This window comes from Nocardioides sp. BE266, from assembly GCF_031457855.1.
Taxonomy (GTDB): domain Bacteria; phylum Actinomycetota; class Actinomycetes; order Propionibacteriales; family Nocardioidaceae; genus Nocardioides.
Window position 1 is genome coordinate 158,256 of the sequence record NZ_JAURTI010000004.1, and the last position, 14,799, is coordinate 173,054.

Consider the following 14,799-nt stretch of genomic DNA (forward strand, 5'->3'; position numbering starts at 1 on the left):
CTGATGGGGTCGGGTTCGTATGACGGATCCACCACGGCCATCGGTCTGTCAGACGGAGGTCAGGCCGCCCAGTCGACCGGGCGCCGCCACGACGCCAGCGGGGGAGTCCAGGGCAGGCGCAGGGTCACCGGGTCGTCGCGCCAGAGCGGCAGCAGGCGGACCGGACCCGACCCGACGAGGGTGAGCGGGTCGAGGTACTCCTGCGCGTCGCCGGTGCCCCGGATCAGCCCCCAGTGCAGGCATGCCGCCGGGAAGCAGTGGCTGTCGGTCACCGTCAGGCGCCCCAGCACGTCGCCGGCGGCCACCGGTTGGCCGGCCTCGACGGACGCCGCAACCGGCTCGTAGGTCGTACGCCGCCCGCCGTGGAGCACCGTGACCACCGGCTTGCCGCCGATCGAGCCGACGAAGCCGACCGTGCCTGGGAGAGACGACCGCACGGCCTGACCGGGGGAGCCGGCGAGGTCGACGCCGCGGTGACCGGCCGCCCAGGGGCCGGGCGGGGGCTCGAAGCCCCGGACGACGGCCGGCTCGGGGTCGAGCGGCCAGACCCCGACAGGCTCAGCGGCACCGGTGCGGGCCGGGCAGGCGAGGGAGACCAGGACGAGGACGACGGCTCCAAGGAGGGCTCTCATCGGGCGATCCTGACCCCGGCGCGGGCGTCGTACGACCCTCGCGGGAGCTGCCTGTGGACGACGGGTGGACCACCCCGCCTGTGGACGGCTCGTGGCCCTCTCCGAGGCGGGGCGTTCCACGCTCAGCCCACGCTCAGCCGGAGCGTCCCCAGCGATTCGCGCCACGGGGAGCCTCTGGCCTACGATGTGCGGAGCAGTCCGCCTGGACTGACTTCGCACGCTCGCAGACCGCGGCGGAATGCTTCTCGGTTCCGCACCACCCGTGGGCGTCGGCCCTCAGTTCCCACCAGCTCCACCGGTGCGGATCGGACCGGCGTGTGGGCGTCAGGGCACCCGGCACCCGCCGGGCGCAGCAACTGAAAACAACAGGAGTCACGCTCCCGGCACGACCTGCTGAAGGTCGGGCACATCGGCGAGCGCCTCCGCGAAAACAGGAGAACCCATGGCAGTCGTCACCATGCGCCAGCTGCTCGAGAGCGGCGTCCACTTCGGTCACCAGACCCGTCGCTGGAACCCGAAGATGAAGCGCTTCATCATGACCGAGCGCAACGGCATCTACATCATCGACCTGCAGCAGTCGCTCGCCTACATCGACCGCTCCTACGCCTTCGTCAAGGAGACCGTCGCCAAGGGCGGTGTCGTGATGTTCGTCGGCACCAAGAAGCAGGCCCAGGAGGCCATCGCCGAGCAGGCCACCCGCGTCGGCATGCCCTACGTCAACCAGCGTTGGCTCGGCGGCATGCTCACCAACTTCCAGACCGTGCACCAGCGGATCAACCGCCTGAAGGAGCTCGACGAGATCGACTTCGACGACGTCGCCGGCTCCAACCGCACGAAGAAGGAGCTCCTGCAGATGAAGCGGGAGCGCACCAAGCTCGACAAGACGCTCGGCGGCATCCGCGACATGACGAAGATCCCGTCGGCTGTCTGGATCGTCGACACCAACAAGGAGCACCTGGCTGTCGAGGAGGCCCGCAAGCTGCGGATCCCGATCATCGGCATCCTCGACTCCAACTGCGACCCCGACCTCGTCGACTTCCCGATCCCGGGCAACGACGACGCCATCCGCGCCGTCGGCCTGCTGACCCGCGTGGTCGCCGACGCCGTGGCCGAGGGCCTCGTGGCCCGCTCGGGCGCCAAGCCCACCGAGGGTGACGAGACCGTCGGCACCGAGGAGCCGCTGGCCGAGTGGGAGCGCGAGCTCCTGCAGGGCGACGCCGAGAAGACCGCCGCCGCCGCGACCGGTGACGCTGCTGCGGAGACCCCGGCCTCCGAGGCCACCGGTGCCGCGTCCGAGGCCCCGCAGGCCGAGGCCGCTGCCGAGGCTGCGACCGAGGCGCCCGCCGAGGCTGCCACCGAGGTGAAGGCGTTCGCCGCCGTCGCCGAGGGTGAGTTCGGCGCCGACTCCGCTCCTGCCAACGAGGACGGCTCGGCTCCCGAGGGCTTCGAGGTCAAGGGCAACAAGGACTCGATGAAGTTCCACGCCCCGACCAGCCCCTGGTACGACCGCACCAAGGCCGAGGTCTGGTTCCGCACCGCGGAGGCCGCCGAGGCCGCCGGCTTCGTCAACGCGGAGCAGAAGAAGGACTGATCACGCGTCGCCGGTCACGAGCCCTGGGCCCGTGACCGGCGTCCGTGCTGTTCATCCCCCCACTCGCCCGACCACGGTCGGGCCCACAGAAATTCGAGGAAGAAGGACCATGGCCAACTTCACCGCTGCCGACGTCAAGAAGCTCCGTGAGCTGACCCAGGCCGGGATGATGGACTGCAAGAAGGCGCTGACCGAGACGGACGGCGACTTCGACAAGGCCGTCGAGCTGCTCCGCGTCAAGGGTGCCGCCAAGGCTGCCGCCCGCGGCGCCGAGCGCGAGACCGCCGCCGGTCTCGTCGCCACCTCCGGCAACGCGCTGGTCGAGCTCAAGAGCGAGACCGACTTCGTCGCCAAGAACGAGGACTTCATCACCAAGGCGCAGCAGATCGCCGATGTCGCCAACGCCGTCAAGGCCGCCGACACCGCCGCCCTCAAGGCCGCCGAGCTCGACGGCAAGACCGTCGGCGAGGTCGTCGAGGACCTCGCCATCACCATCGGCGAGAAGATCGAGCTGGGCGAGGTCGCCTACTTCGACGGCACCACCGTCACCTACATGCACAAGCGTGCCGCCGACCTGCCGCCCGCCGTGGGCGTGCTCGTCGAGTTCGAGGGTGACGAGGCTGCCGCCCGCGGCGCCGCGATGCAGATCGCCGCGATGAAGGCCCAGTACCTCACCCGCGACGAGGTCCCGGCCGACGTCGTCGAGTCGGAGCGCTCCATCGCCGAGCAGAAGACCCGCGAGGAGGGCAAGCCCGAGCAGGCGATCGCCAAGATCGTCGAGGGTCGTCTCGGTGGCTTCTTCAAGGAGATCGTGCTGCTCGAGCAGGAGTCGGTCACCGAGTCCAAGAAGTCGGTCAAGGCCGTCCTGGACGAGGCCGGCACCACCGTCAAGCGGTTCGCCCGCTTCGAGGTCGGCGCCTGAGGCACCGCCTCACCCGCACCACGACGGGGCCCGTACGCATCGGCGTACGGGCCCCGTCGGCATTTCCTGCACGCCGGGTTCGACCCCCGACCCCACTGGCCGGTAGGTTTCTCGGGACCCACCAAGCCGTGTGAAGGGATCCCAGTGACGGCCTACAACCGCGTCCTCATCAAGCTCTCGGGTGAAGTGTTCGGCGGTGGGACCGTGGGGGTGGACCCCGACGTCGTGTCGAAGATCGCCCGCGAGATCGCCGGCGTCGTCCGCGAGGGCGTCGGCGTGTGCATCGTCGTCGGCGGCGGCAACTTCTTCCGGGGCGCCGAGATGCAGCAGCGCGGCATGGACCGCAGCCGCGCCGACTACATGGGCATGCTCGGCACCGTGATGAACTGCCTCGCCCTCCAGGACTTCCTGGAGAAGGAGGGCATCGAGACCCGGGTGCAGACCGCGATCGCGATGGGCCAGGTCGCGGAGCCCTACATCCCGCGCCGCGCCATGCGCCACCTCGAGAAGGGCCGCGTCGTGATCTTCGGCGCCGGCGCCGGCATGCCGTTCTTCTCCACCGACACCGTGGCGGCGCAGCGCGCGCTGGAGACCCACTGCGAGGTCGTGCTGATGGCCAAGCAGGGCGTCGACGGCGTCTACAGCGCCGACCCGAAGAAGGACCCGACGGCCACGAAGTACGACACCCTGAGCTTCTCCGAGGCCCTCCAGCGTGGCCTCAAGATCGCCGACGCCACCGCGTTCGCCCTGTGCATGGAGAACAACATGCCGCTGGTGGTCTTCGGCGCCGACGACGAGGGCGCGATCCTGCGCATCGTCCGGGGTGAGAGAATCGGCACGCTGGTGAGCCGCGAGGGCTGACCACCGCCGAGGACCGGCCCGCACGCGGGACCAGAGCCAGCACGCACGCACCACGAAAGAGAGCGCAACCGTGATCAACGACGTCATGAACGATGCCGACGCCAAGATGGGCAAGTCGGTCGAGGCGACCCGTGAGGAGTTCGCCGCGATCCGTGCGGGCCGCGCCAACCCGGCGATGTTCTCCAAGATCACGGCCGAGTACTACGGCACCCAGACCCCGCTGCAGCAGCTCGCGAGCTTCACCTCGCAGGACGCGCAGACGATCCTGATCGCACCCTTCGACATCACCGCGATGGGCAGCATCGAGCGCGCGATCCGCGACTCCGACCTGGGCGTCAACCCGGCCAACGACGGCAAGGTGCTGCGCTGCGTCTTCCCGGCACTCACCGAGGAGCGCCGCAAGGAGTACATCAAGCTCGCGAAGGCCAAGGCAGAGGACGGCCGCGTGTCCGTGCGCAACGTACGCCGCACCGCGAAGCAGGCGCTGGAGAAGCTCGAGAAGGACGGCGAGGTCGGCAAGGACGACGTGACCGGTGCCGAGAAGCGCCTCGACGCGGTCACCAAGACCCACACCGACAAGATCGACGAGCTGCTCAAGCACAAGGAAGCCGAGCTGCTCGAGGTCTGAGCGCCCCTTCGATGACGACCCCTGACAGTCCGGCGGCCCCGGAGGCACCGCAGCCGCAGAAGGACCACGGCCGCGCCGGCCGTGACCTGCCCGCGGCGATCACCTCCGCGGTGGTGCTGATCGCGGCGATCCTGCTGTCGCTCTTCTTCTGGAAGACCGCCTTCATGGGGATCGTCGCCGCCGCCGTGGCCGTCGCAGTGTGGGAGCTGCACCGTGGCCTGTCGGCCAAGGACATCGACATCCCCGAGCAGCCACTGATGGCCGGTGGTGTCGTCATGGTCGTCGTGGCGTACTTCTGGGGCGCCCCGGCTCTCGTCACCGCCACAGCCGTCACCGCGCTGGTGATCATGCTGTGGCTGCTGCGCCGCGGCGTGGAGGGCTACGTCAAGAACGCCACTGCGTCGGTCTTCACGCTCGTCTACGTGCCCTTCCTCGCCTCGTTCGTCGCGCTCCTGCTGGGCGAGGGCGGCACCAGCCCGGCGTTCGCGCTCGACACCGACGACCTCGGCGTGCGGGGCGTGATCACCTTCATCGCCATCACCGTCGCCTCCGACACCGGCGGCTACATCGCCGGCGTGCTCTTCGGCAAGCACCCGATGGCGCCGGTCATCTCGCCGAAGAAGTCGTGGGAGGGCTTCGCCGGCTCGGTCGTGGCGACGGTCGCGGTCGGCGTGTTTCTCGTGACGTCGTTCCTCGACGGTGACTGGTGGGTCGGCGTGATCCTCGGTCTCATCGCGGCCGCGATGGCCACCCTGGGCGACCTCTGCGAGTCGGTCATCAAGCGCGACCTCGGCATCAAGGACATGAGCCAGGTGATCCCCGGCCACGGCGGCCTCATGGACCGCCTCGACTCGCTCCTCGCCACCGTTGCGCCGATCTGGCTGGTCCTCTACTACCTGGTCTTCTGACGTGCGGGTCCTCGTCACGGGTGGCCGCACCGGCTACCTCGGTCGGCACGTCGTCGCTGCGGCTTCCCAGCACGACGTGATCGCCGTCGGCTCGGCCGACTGCGACGTCCGCGACCGTGCTGCCGTCGAGGCGCTGCTGGCGACCCACCGGCCCGACGCCGTCATCCACACGGCCTACGTGCAGTCCGACCGCGACGTCACCGCAACCGGGGCCGCCAACGTCGCGCTCGCAGCGGCAGGTGTCGGCGCCCGGTTGGTGCTCGTGTCTTCCGACGTCGTCTTCGGCGGCCGCCCGCTTCCGTACGACGAGTCGGCGCACCCCGACCCTGCGTCGGCCTACGGCGAGGCCAAGGTCGAGGCGGAGCAGGCGGCCCTCGCCTCGGGGGACGACGTGGTGGTCGCCCGCACCTCGCTGATCCTCGGCGACGGCCTGTCGAAGCACGAGGAGCTCTTCCACGCGCTGGCCGAGGGAGCCGACGGCGCACTGTTCGAGGATGAGCGCCGCTGCCCGGTGCACGTCGCCGACCTCGCGGCCGCCCTCGTGGAGCTCGCCGGCAATGACGTCCGCGGCCTGCTGCACCTCGGCGGCGCCGATGCCACGAGCCGGCTCGAGCTCGGCCGGCTGGTGGCCCGACGCGACGGGCTCGACCCCGACGCGCTCCGCGCCGGCCGCCGGGCCGACCTTCCCGACCCCGGCCCGGTCGACGTACGTCTGGACTCGACGCTGGCCTCGACCCTGCTCGCCACCCGCCTGCGCGGGGCGCGCGAGTTCCTCGCGCCATGACCCTCCACCTCGTCCGCCACGGACGGCCCGTGATGACGCCCGGCATGCCCGCAGCCGAGTGGCACCTCGACCCGGCGTCGTACGACGACGTGTGGGCGCTGCGCGCCCGGCTCCCGGCTCGGGCGGCGTGGTTCAGCTCGCCCGAACCCAAGGCCCTGCAGACCGCGCAGCTGCTCACCGACGGCGAGGTCGGGGTCGTCGACGACCTGCGCGAGCACGAGCGAGGCGAGGTCTGGGTCGAGGACTTCCCCGCGGCGGTCCGGCGCGCCTTCGCGCACCCGGACCGGCCCGCGGTCGACGGCTGGGAGCCCCTCGAGGCGTGCCGCGCGCGCGTGACCGCGGCCGTGCGGCGCATCGTCGAGGTGCACGGCGACGACGACGTGGTCCTCACCGGCCACGGCACCGCGTGGACCCTGGTCAGGGCCGACCTGACCGGCCAGGAGCCCGACCTCGAGCGCTGGGCCGCACTGGCGATGCCCGACCTGATCACCGTCGCGTGACTCGCTGATCAAGGGCCGGTGTTTCGTCGCGGCGCGCCCGGGAGTGCAGGAGGAGCGACAAAGCCGGAGGAGCGGAGCGGGGGAGGGTGCGGGCGCGACGACGAACGAGCGGGTTACGAGCGCCGCGACATGCGCCGGAGCGAAGCGGAGGCGCCAAATCACACAGCCCGCGAGCCCAGCGCGGACCGGCCCGTTCGACCGCCTAGGCTGGGAGCGTGGAGACGGAACAGCTGAACGAGGTCGAGGAGCAGCGCGACCGCAACTTCGAGTGGTGGCACCACAGCCACCCCACGTTCGCCGGCATCACCGGCTTCTTCGCCGGCATGCTCTACGTCACGGCCGTGCCGGGCGCCTTCGTCGGCATCCTGCGGCTGCTCTTCAGCTACGAGACGGCCGAGAAGCTGTTCCCCTTCGTGCTGATCGCGCTCGTCCTGCCGATCGTGATGCTCATCAAGCGCAAGACCCGGCGCTTCGCCCAGTTCATGTTCGTCGGCATGGTCGTCACGGCAATGGTCGTCCTCGGCGTCGCCTCGCTCGTCCTCTACTTCATGGTCGACGCCTGATCAGGCGAGACGCCTGACCCGCTGAATCGCCCCGGCGCCCGCCGGGATGGGAGAATCGGCGCGATGTCCACGCACGAGCCGATCAAGACGCTGCCCCTTGTCCTCAGCGAGCCGCGCGGCCGCAAGAAGCCGCCGCCCCACCTCGCCGACCTCGACGAGGCGGGTCGCAAGGCGCTGCTCGAGGAGATGGGGCTGCCGGGCTTCCGGGCCAAGCAGGTCTCCACCCACTACTTCTCGCGCCTGGTCGACGACCCGGCGGAGATGACCGACCTGCCCGCGGGCCAGCGCGACGACCTCGTCTCCACGCTCCTGCCCGAGCTGATGACGCCGTTGCGGACGATGGAGGCCGACAAGGGCACGACCCGCAAGACGCTGTGGAAGCTCTTCGACGGTGCGCTCGTGGAGTCGGTGCTGATGCGCTACCCCGACCGCGCCACGATGTGCGTCTCGAGCCAGGCCGGCTGCGGCATGGCCTGCCCGTTCTGCGCCACCGGCATGGGCGGCCTCCAGCGCAACATGTCGACCGCCGAGATCGTCGAGCAGGTCGTCGCCGGCGCTCGCTCGCTGGCCCGGGGCGAGGTCCCGGGCGGCCCCGGTCGCGTGTCCAACGTGGTCTTCATGGGGATGGGGGAGCCGCTGGCCAACTACAAGGCGGTCGTCGGCGCCGTACGCCGCCTCACCGACCCCGCGCCCGCCGGCCTCGGCATGAGCGCCCGCGGCGTCACCGTGTCCACCGTCGGCCTGGTGCCGCGGATCAAGCAGCTCGCTGACGAGGGCATCCCGGTGACCCTCGCGCTGAGCCTGCACGCGCCCGACGACGAGCTGCGCAACGAGCTGGTCCCGATCAACACGCGTTTCTCGGTCGCGGAGACCGTCGACGCGGCCTACGAGTACTTCGAGAAGACCCACCGACGAGTCTCCATCGAGTACGCCATGATGCGCGGCATCAACGACCAGGCCCACCGCGCCGACCTGCTCGCCGACGTGCTCAACGAGCGCGGCCACGGCTGGGTCCACGTCAACCTGATCCCGCTCAACCCGATCGAGGGCTCCAAGTGGACCGCCTCCGACCCGGCCGACGAGCGTGAGTTCGTGCGGCGTCTCGAGGCCAAGGGCGTCCCGACCACCGTCCGCGACACGCGTGGCCGCGAGATCGACGGCGCCTGCGGCCAGCTGGCCGCCAAGGAGTAGAAACCGGTCCCGTCAGGGACCGTTCACGTGTCGTCTGCCCGGGACGGGTGGTCCGTTGCGGCGCGCTTCCTAGCGTCCGTGGCATGGACCTGCTCGAGAGGCGGCGTCGCAGCCGCACCGTTCCGGCAAACCTCGTCACCCTCCCCGTCAGCCCGTCCGCCTCCGCTCGCCGCCTGCGCGTGCTCGTGGTCACCGAGTCGTTCCTCCCGCAGGTCAACGGCGTGACCAACTCCGTGCGCCGCGTGCTCGAGCACCTCGCGGCCGAGGGCCACGAGGCCGAGCTGGTCGCCCCGACCGGCCCGGCGACGTACGCCGGCTTCCCGGTCACCCACGCCCGCAGCGCGAGCCTGCCGTTCTACGCCGAGTTCCGGATCGGCCTGGAGACCCGGCGCCGGCTGCGCGCGACCATGGAGCGCTTCCGGCCCGACGTCGTCCACATCGCCTCGCCGGCCACCCTCGGCTACCAGGCCGCCAAGGCGGCCCGCTCGCTCGGCATCCCGACGGTCGCGATCTACCAGACCGACCTCGTCGGCTTCGCGGACCGCTACGCCATCCCCGGCGGCGCCCGCGCGATGGAGTCGCTCACCCGCCGGATCCACCTCGGCGTGGACCGCACGCTGGCCCCCTCGAGCGCGAGCATGACCCAGCTCGACCGGCTCGGCATCACCGAGGTCGCCCGCTGGCCCAGGGGAGTGGACCAGGTGCTGTTCGAGCCGGCGAAGCGCGACGAGGCCCTGCACGCCGAGCTCGCGCCGCACGGCGAGCTCCTCGTGGGGTACGTCGGCAGGCTGGCGCCCGAGAAGGAGCTCGAGCTCCTGGCCCACGTCGACCGGCTCCCGGGCGTGCGCCTGGTGCTGGTGGGCGGGGGACCGGAAGAGGCTCGGCTGAAGGCGCTGCTGCCCGACGCGGCGTTCCTCGGCGTGCTGCACGGCGACGATCTGGCCCGCGCCTACGCCACGCTCGACGTCTTCGTGCACACCGGTCGCCACGAGACCTACTGCCAGTCCGCCCAGGAGGCGCTGGCCAGCGGCGTGCCGGTCGTGGCGCCGCGTGCGGGCGGTCCGATCGACGTCGTCGACGACACCGTCGCGGGCTACCTCTACGAGCCCGGTGACGCCGCCGAGCTCGCGGCGCACGTCCAGCGGCTCGTCACCCAGCCAGTGCTGCGGCTGCGGATGTCGCACGCGGCCCGCGCAAGCGTGCGCGGCCGGACCTGGCAGGCCGTCAACGACCTGCTGGTGGGCCACTACCGCGACGTCAGCACGCCGACCGTCACCCGCCGGCGCGCCGGCTGACCACCACGGCGATCGCCTCGTCGACGCTGTCGACAAGGTGGACGTGCGGCTCCATCGGGCGGCCCTTGGCGAGGGCCTGGAGGAGCGGCCAGGCGGGCAGCTCCTCGGTCCAGTGGCGGCGCCCGACCAGCACCATCGGCGCGACCGCAGTCTCGTCGGCGTAGTAGTTCTCGCAGGCGTCCTGGAAGACCTCCTGCACGGTGCCGCCGGCGCCCGGCAGGAAGACGATGCCGGCGTCACAGACCTCGAGCAGCACCGCCTCGCGCGGCGCGTTGCGGAAGAACTTGGCGATCGCCGTGGCGAAGACGTTGGGCGGCTCGTGGCCGTAGTGCCAGGTCGGGATGCCGAGCGACGGCCGGCCCTCGACGCGGTCGACGACGTCGAAGCCGGCCTTCGCCCAGGCCCCGACGTCGGGCCGGAACGACGGCACCTGCGCGAGCGTCGCCAGGGCGTCGTCGAGGCCGCCCGGCACGAAGGCGCCCAGGTTGGCCGCCTCCATCGCCCCTGGTCCGCCACCGGTGGCGACGGTGAGCCGGGCGCCCAGGCCGTGGCCGAGCCTGGCGGCATCGACGTACGCCTCGCTGCCGCGCTCGTGGGCGTGCCCGCCCATCACGCCGACGACCGCGCGGTCGGCGACCCACTCCTCGAGCGCCTCGTCGACGTGGTGGTCGTGCAGCGCCTGGGCGAGGGTGTCCTCGTGGGAGCGGCCGCTGCGCGACCAGGCGTACGCCCGGGCATCGAGGCTGTCGGCGTAGCGCGGGGTGTCGTAGAGCTCGCGCGGCGTGTAGAGGCTCGAGCGGTAGGGGTCGACCGGGATCCCGGGGATCTCGTGCAGCACGACGCCGCCCGCGCGTCGTACGGCCTCGTCGTCACCCTCGGCGAACTCGCACCCGAGGAAGAGCGACTGCGCGAGCGTCCGGTCGAGCAGCTCGGGTCCCCGCGCGGTGAGGTCCAGCCCGACCACGCGCCACCCCGCGAGCGAGCGCGCCCCTGCGGCCAGCCGCCGGTCGAGGTCAGCGAGCGTGGTGATGTCGAGGACCCGTCCGCGGGAGTGCAACACGTGGACAACCTAGAGGGCGACGCAACCGGTCGCGGATCGTCCGCAACCGCTCCTAGGGTGGCGAGCATGAGCCACACCATCGACGGCCACGAGGTCGTAGCGCTGACTCCCGAGACGTGGCACCTCTTCGAGGGCCTCGCCGGTCGGAAGGGGCTGTTCAGCGGCTGCTGGTGCGTCCACTTCCACTGCCACCCCGACCCGCCCGAGCGCGAGGAGATGGGCAACCAGGCGTTCAAGAAGAAGATGGTCGACGATGGCATCGCGCACGCGGCGCTCGTCCTCGACGGGGGCCGCGCGGTCGCGTGGGCGGAGTACGGCACCGTGGCCGAGCTGCCCAACATCCACCACCGCAAGCAGTGGGAGGCCGAGACCGAGCAGCCGCCCGACTACCGCATCACCTGCCTGTTCGTGGCCAAGGACCAGCGCCGCACCGGCCTCGCCGAGGTCGCAGTCAAGGGCGCGGTCGCCCTCATCGCGGAGGCCGGCGGGGGTCGTGTCGAGTCCTACCCGCACGACCTCCCGCCGGAGAAGAAGACCTCTGCCTCGTGGCTCTACAACGCCACCCGGACGATGTACGAACGCATCGGCTTCGACTACGTCCGCCCCAAGGGGCAGGGCAACTGCGTGATGGAGCTGGTCGTCGCACCCAGCTAGATCTCGATACGGACCCAGCGCGGCTTCGTTCCTCAGCCGCAGGCCCACTCGATCTGGCCGGGCGCACGCGACGACCTCGTGCCTCGGTCGCCGCTGCCCGTCTCAGAAGGCATGCGCCATCAGGTCGCCGAACAGCTCCTGCTCGTCGACCTCGAGCCCCCGCGAGCGGAACCACGCGCACATGTTGGCGCAGTCCCGCAGCAGGAAGTCCATCCCCTGCGGGTTGCCGACCAGGTCCACCATCTGCGGCAGGTCGATGATGACCAGCCGCTCACCGGCGGCGAGGGTGTTGTACGGCGACAGGTCGCCGTGCACCAGCCCGCTCTGGACGAGCGTGGTCAACGCGTCGCGCAGCTGCTCGTAGAAGCCCTGCACGACCGACCGCTCGGGCCGGACCTGGGCCACCCGGGGCGCGGTCTCGCCGTCCCAGGTGATCCACTCCATCATGATCTCGGTCTCGTCGATCTGGACCGGGTAGGGGACCGGCAGGCCGAGCTCCCAGCACCGGCGCAGGGCGTTCCACTCCGAGACCGCCCACTCGCCGGCAGCGACCTGGCGGCCCCAGGTCGACTTCCGCTTGAGGGCTCGCTCGTCGCGCGAGCGCTTCATCGAGCGGCCCTCGGTGTAGGACGCGGCGCGGTGGAAGGTGCGGTGGTCGGTGTCGCGGTAGCGCTTGGCCGCCATGATGACGGCCGTCTCGGGCCGGTGCGGGTCCTCGCGCTCGACGAGGAAGACGTCTGCTTCCTTGCCGGTCTTGAGGACGCCGAGCTCGGTGTCGATGGCTCCGCTCGAGGTGACGACCCAGTCGGGACGCGGCTCGGGACCCCTCATCAGGGCCTCGAGGTCCTCCCAGCGGGACCATCGTTGACCTGCGCCGAGCTCGTCGGCGTAGGTGTCGTAGGTGAAGACGAACGACTCGTCGATGCCCTCGAGGGGCGAACGGTCGTCAGGCCGGAGGAAGTCCTCCGGAAATGTGTGTGTCAACGGTGCTCCGTGTGTGCGAAAGGTGGTCGGCGGACAGGCCGAGGACAGCGATGGACATGTCACGGCTCCTTTCGGACACGGGCGACGCGGATCGACGCCCGGGAGTACGTCGACAGTGTGGCGCACGAACCTCGTCCGTGCACCCGGATTAATGACTGGGCTAGGTTCTGACGGTGACCACGCGAGCTGTCTCCCGACCCCTGCTGTCCGCTGCCCTCGTCGGAGCCCTGACCGTGGGCCTGGCGGGTGCCACCGTGCCGACCACGGCCACCGCGGAGGTCCCGGCGGCCGCCGCCGACGGTGCGTCCGGCATCGGAGACCCCTACTGGCCGCTCGACGGCAACGGCGGGATCGACGTGGCGCGCTACGAGATCTCCAACCACTACGCCTTCGACACCAAGCGCCTCGCCGGGCGGACCAGGATCGAGCTCACCGCCACCAGCGACCTCTCCAGCTTCTCGCTCGACTTCCTCCTCAGGACGAAGACGGTGACCGTCGACGGCGAGAAGGCCGATTTCGCCAGGTCCGACGGTGGCCACGAGCTCCGGATCACCCCCAGCGCCCCGCTCGCCGCGGGCACCAAGCACACCGTCGTGGTGACGTACGCCGACAAGCCGGGCACGTACGCCTACGCCGGGGAGCGCAACTGGCTCGCCGACGCCCACGAGGTCGTCACCATGAACGAGCCGCACATGGCCCCGTGGTGGTTCCCGGCCAACGACCACCCGCTCGACAAGGCGATCGTCGACGTGAAGGTCCGCGTGCCCAACGGGCGCGAGGTGGTCTCCAACGGCAAGCTCCGCGGGCGCAAGGTCGGCACGACCTCCACCACGTGGCACTGGCGGGCCGACGAGCCGATGGCCTCCTACCTCGCCTTCTTCGCCGCCGGCGACTTCACCATCGCCCGGGGCAAGCACCGCGGCCTGCCGTGGCTCGTCGCGGTGTCCCAGGGGCTCGACCCGTCCGTGCAGCGGGCCAACATGCACCTGCTGAAGAAGACGCCCGAGGTGATCAGCTGGCTCCAGAAGGACCTCGGCCGCTACCCGTTCTCGGTCGTCGGTGGCCTCACCACCTCGCTCGACCCAGGCTTCGCGCTGGAGAACCAGACCCGCCCGACCTACCCGGCTGTCGGCGCGAACTACACCAGCCTCATCGTCCACGAGCTCGCCCACCAGTGGTTCGGTGACGACATCGCCGTGCAGCAGTGGCGCGACATCTGGCTCAACGAGGGCTTCGCCACCTTCATGGAGTGGCGCTGGAGCGAGACCCACGGCAAGCGCTCCGGCGCGGAGATCCTGAAGTCCTACTACGACTCGATGAGCTCGTCGGCGCAGTTCTGGCAGGTCACCGTCGCCGACCCCGGCGCCGACCTCGTCTTCGACGGCGCGGTCTACGGCCGTGGCTCGATGGCCTTGCAGGCCCTGCGCAACCGCGTCGGCGACGACACCTTCTGGCGGATCATCCGCACCTGGATCCACGAGCAGAAGGGCGGCAACGGCTCGACCGAGGAGTTCGAGGACGTCGCGGCGCGGGTCAGCGGGCAGGACCTCAGCGGGTTCTTCACCGCCTGGCTGCGCACCCCGTCGAAGCCGGCCGCGACGGCGGCCAACGGCCTGGCCTGATGGCAGACCTGATGGGGGAGGTCACCTGGTTCCGGGCGCCCTCGGGGGACGACCCGGGCCTCCTGAACGCCTGCTACAACGCCCTCGACCTGCACGTCATCCGCGGCCGCGCCGACGAGGTCGCGGCCTCGGTCGACGGCACCGACCACACCTTCGCCTGGCTGCTCACCGAGGTGGCCGCCTGTGCCGGCGTGCTCCGCGCGTTCGGCATCGGGGTGGGTGACCGGGTCGTGCTCGGCTCCCTGCCGGCCGAGGCGGGCCTGGTCGGCGCGCTCGCGGTGGCCCGCATCGGCGCCGTGGCGTCGTACGACAACTCGGCCGGGGCGGAGGGCCGCGTCATCCTGCGGAGCGCCGACTCCGGCGTGGTGTTCGCCGTCGACGGCGAGGACCTGCCGTGGGACGTCGCGATGCGCGCCGGCCGCACCGACCCCGCGCCGACGGCCGACGTGCCCGGCGACGCGGTCCTCGCGAGGCACGGCGACGACGAGCTCCGGGTGCTCGCCGCCCTCGGCGCGTCGGACGACCAGAAGCTCGTCGTGCCCCGCGGCGCGAGCGTGGTGGAGGTCGGTGGACTGCGGTTGTGGTCGTTCGACACGCCGTAGGA

15 protein-coding genes and 1 pseudogene are annotated in these 14,799 nt (G+C 71.2%); 13 read left to right on the plus strand and 3 right to left on the minus strand.

Annotated features, from left to right (window positions below):
- Window positions 1-59: 59 nt before the first annotated feature.
- The gene (locus tag J2X46_RS12945) at window positions 60-632 is read right to left on the minus strand and encodes a M23 family metallopeptidase (protein ID WP_310251115.1); all 573 of its coding nucleotides are present in this window, start codon (window positions 630-632) and stop codon (window positions 60-62) included.
- A gap of 442 nt (window positions 633-1,074) precedes the next feature.
- Here J2X46_RS12945 and rpsB point away from each other — a divergent pair.
- The 10 genes and pseudogenes from rpsB to J2X46_RS12995 all read left to right on the plus strand — a co-directional run.
- A pseudogene (gene rpsB, locus J2X46_RS12950) lies at window positions 1,075-1,983 on the plus strand (30S ribosomal protein S2); the annotation flags it as partial.
- Window positions 1,984-2,332: 349 nt separating this feature from the next.
- Window positions 2,333-3,145 carry a translation elongation factor Ts gene (gene tsf, locus J2X46_RS12955; protein WP_310251120.1) on the plus strand — a complete coding sequence of 271 codons (813 nt, stop codon included), beginning with the start codon at window positions 2,333-2,335 and terminating at the stop codon, window positions 3,143-3,145.
- A gap of 144 nt (window positions 3,146-3,289) precedes the next feature.
- Window positions 3,290-4,006: a UMP kinase gene (pyrH, locus tag J2X46_RS12960; protein ID WP_310251122.1), complete on the plus strand. Its 717-nt coding sequence runs from the start codon at window positions 3,290-3,292 to the stop codon at window positions 4,004-4,006.
- Between the two features lie 73 nt (window positions 4,007-4,079).
- Window positions 4,080-4,634, plus strand: coding sequence for a ribosome recycling factor (gene frr, locus J2X46_RS12965; protein ID WP_310252063.1), 555 nt, complete (start codon window positions 4,080-4,082; stop codon window positions 4,632-4,634).
- 11 nt (window positions 4,635-4,645) lie between these two features.
- Window positions 4,646-5,542, plus strand: a complete 897-nt coding sequence (locus tag J2X46_RS12970; protein WP_310251126.1) for a phosphatidate cytidylyltransferase — start codon at window positions 4,646-4,648, stop codon at window positions 5,540-5,542.
- 1 nt (window position 5,543) lies between these two features.
- Window positions 5,544-6,326, plus strand: a complete 783-nt coding sequence (locus J2X46_RS12975; RefSeq protein WP_310251129.1) for a sugar nucleotide-binding protein — start codon at window positions 5,544-5,546, stop codon at window positions 6,324-6,326.
- A complete protein-coding gene (locus J2X46_RS12980) occupies window positions 6,323-6,826 on the plus strand; it encodes a histidine phosphatase family protein (RefSeq protein WP_310251132.1) in 504 nt (167 codons plus the stop codon). The genes J2X46_RS12975 and J2X46_RS12980 overlap by 4 nt, the downstream gene beginning before the upstream one ends.
- A gap of 215 nt (window positions 6,827-7,041) precedes the next feature.
- The gene (locus tag J2X46_RS12985) at window positions 7,042-7,389 is read left to right on the plus strand and encodes a hypothetical protein (RefSeq protein WP_310251135.1); all 348 of its coding nucleotides are present in this window, start codon (window positions 7,042-7,044) and stop codon (window positions 7,387-7,389) included.
- A gap of 63 nt (window positions 7,390-7,452) precedes the next feature.
- Entirely contained in the window at window positions 7,453-8,580 is a 1,128-nt protein-coding gene (gene rlmN, locus J2X46_RS12990; protein ID WP_310251137.1) for a 23S rRNA (adenine(2503)-C(2))-methyltransferase RlmN, read from the plus strand.
- 83 nt (window positions 8,581-8,663) lie between these two features.
- Window positions 8,664-9,875, plus strand: a complete 1,212-nt coding sequence (locus J2X46_RS12995; RefSeq protein WP_310251140.1) for a glycosyltransferase family 1 protein — start codon at window positions 8,664-8,666, stop codon at window positions 9,873-9,875.
- Here the strand turns inward: J2X46_RS12995 and J2X46_RS13000 are convergent.
- The gene (locus J2X46_RS13000) at window positions 9,853-10,935 is read right to left on the minus strand and encodes a Rossmann fold nucleotide-binding protein (RefSeq protein ID WP_310251143.1); all 1,083 of its coding nucleotides are present in this window, start codon (window positions 10,933-10,935) and stop codon (window positions 9,853-9,855) included. The genes J2X46_RS12995 and J2X46_RS13000 overlap by 23 nt on opposite strands.
- A gap of 66 nt (window positions 10,936-11,001) precedes the next feature.
- Between J2X46_RS13000 and J2X46_RS13005 the strand changes: the two genes are divergently transcribed.
- Window positions 11,002-11,589 carry a GNAT family N-acetyltransferase gene (locus J2X46_RS13005; protein ID WP_310251144.1) on the plus strand — a complete coding sequence of 196 codons (588 nt, stop codon included), beginning with the start codon at window positions 11,002-11,004 and terminating at the stop codon, window positions 11,587-11,589.
- A 102-nt stretch (window positions 11,590-11,691) separates the two neighbouring features.
- Here the strand turns inward: J2X46_RS13005 and J2X46_RS13010 are convergent, their stop codons facing one another.
- Window positions 11,692-12,573, minus strand: coding sequence for an RIO1 family regulatory kinase/ATPase (locus J2X46_RS13010; protein WP_310251147.1), 882 nt, complete (start codon window positions 12,571-12,573; stop codon window positions 11,692-11,694).
- 173 nt (window positions 12,574-12,746) lie between these two features.
- Between J2X46_RS13010 and J2X46_RS13015 the strand changes: the two genes are divergently transcribed.
- Window positions 12,747-14,195 (plus strand): M1 family metallopeptidase, encoded by a 1,449-nt coding sequence (locus tag J2X46_RS13015; protein ID WP_310251151.1) that lies wholly within the window; start codon window positions 12,747-12,749, stop codon window positions 14,193-14,195.
- Complete coding sequence (locus tag J2X46_RS13020; RefSeq protein WP_310251153.1) at window positions 14,195-14,797, plus strand: AMP-binding protein; 603 nt, start codon at window positions 14,195-14,197, stop codon at window positions 14,795-14,797. Before J2X46_RS13015 ends, J2X46_RS13020 begins: the two co-directional genes overlap by 1 nt.
- Window positions 14,798-14,799: the final 2 nt, after the last annotated feature.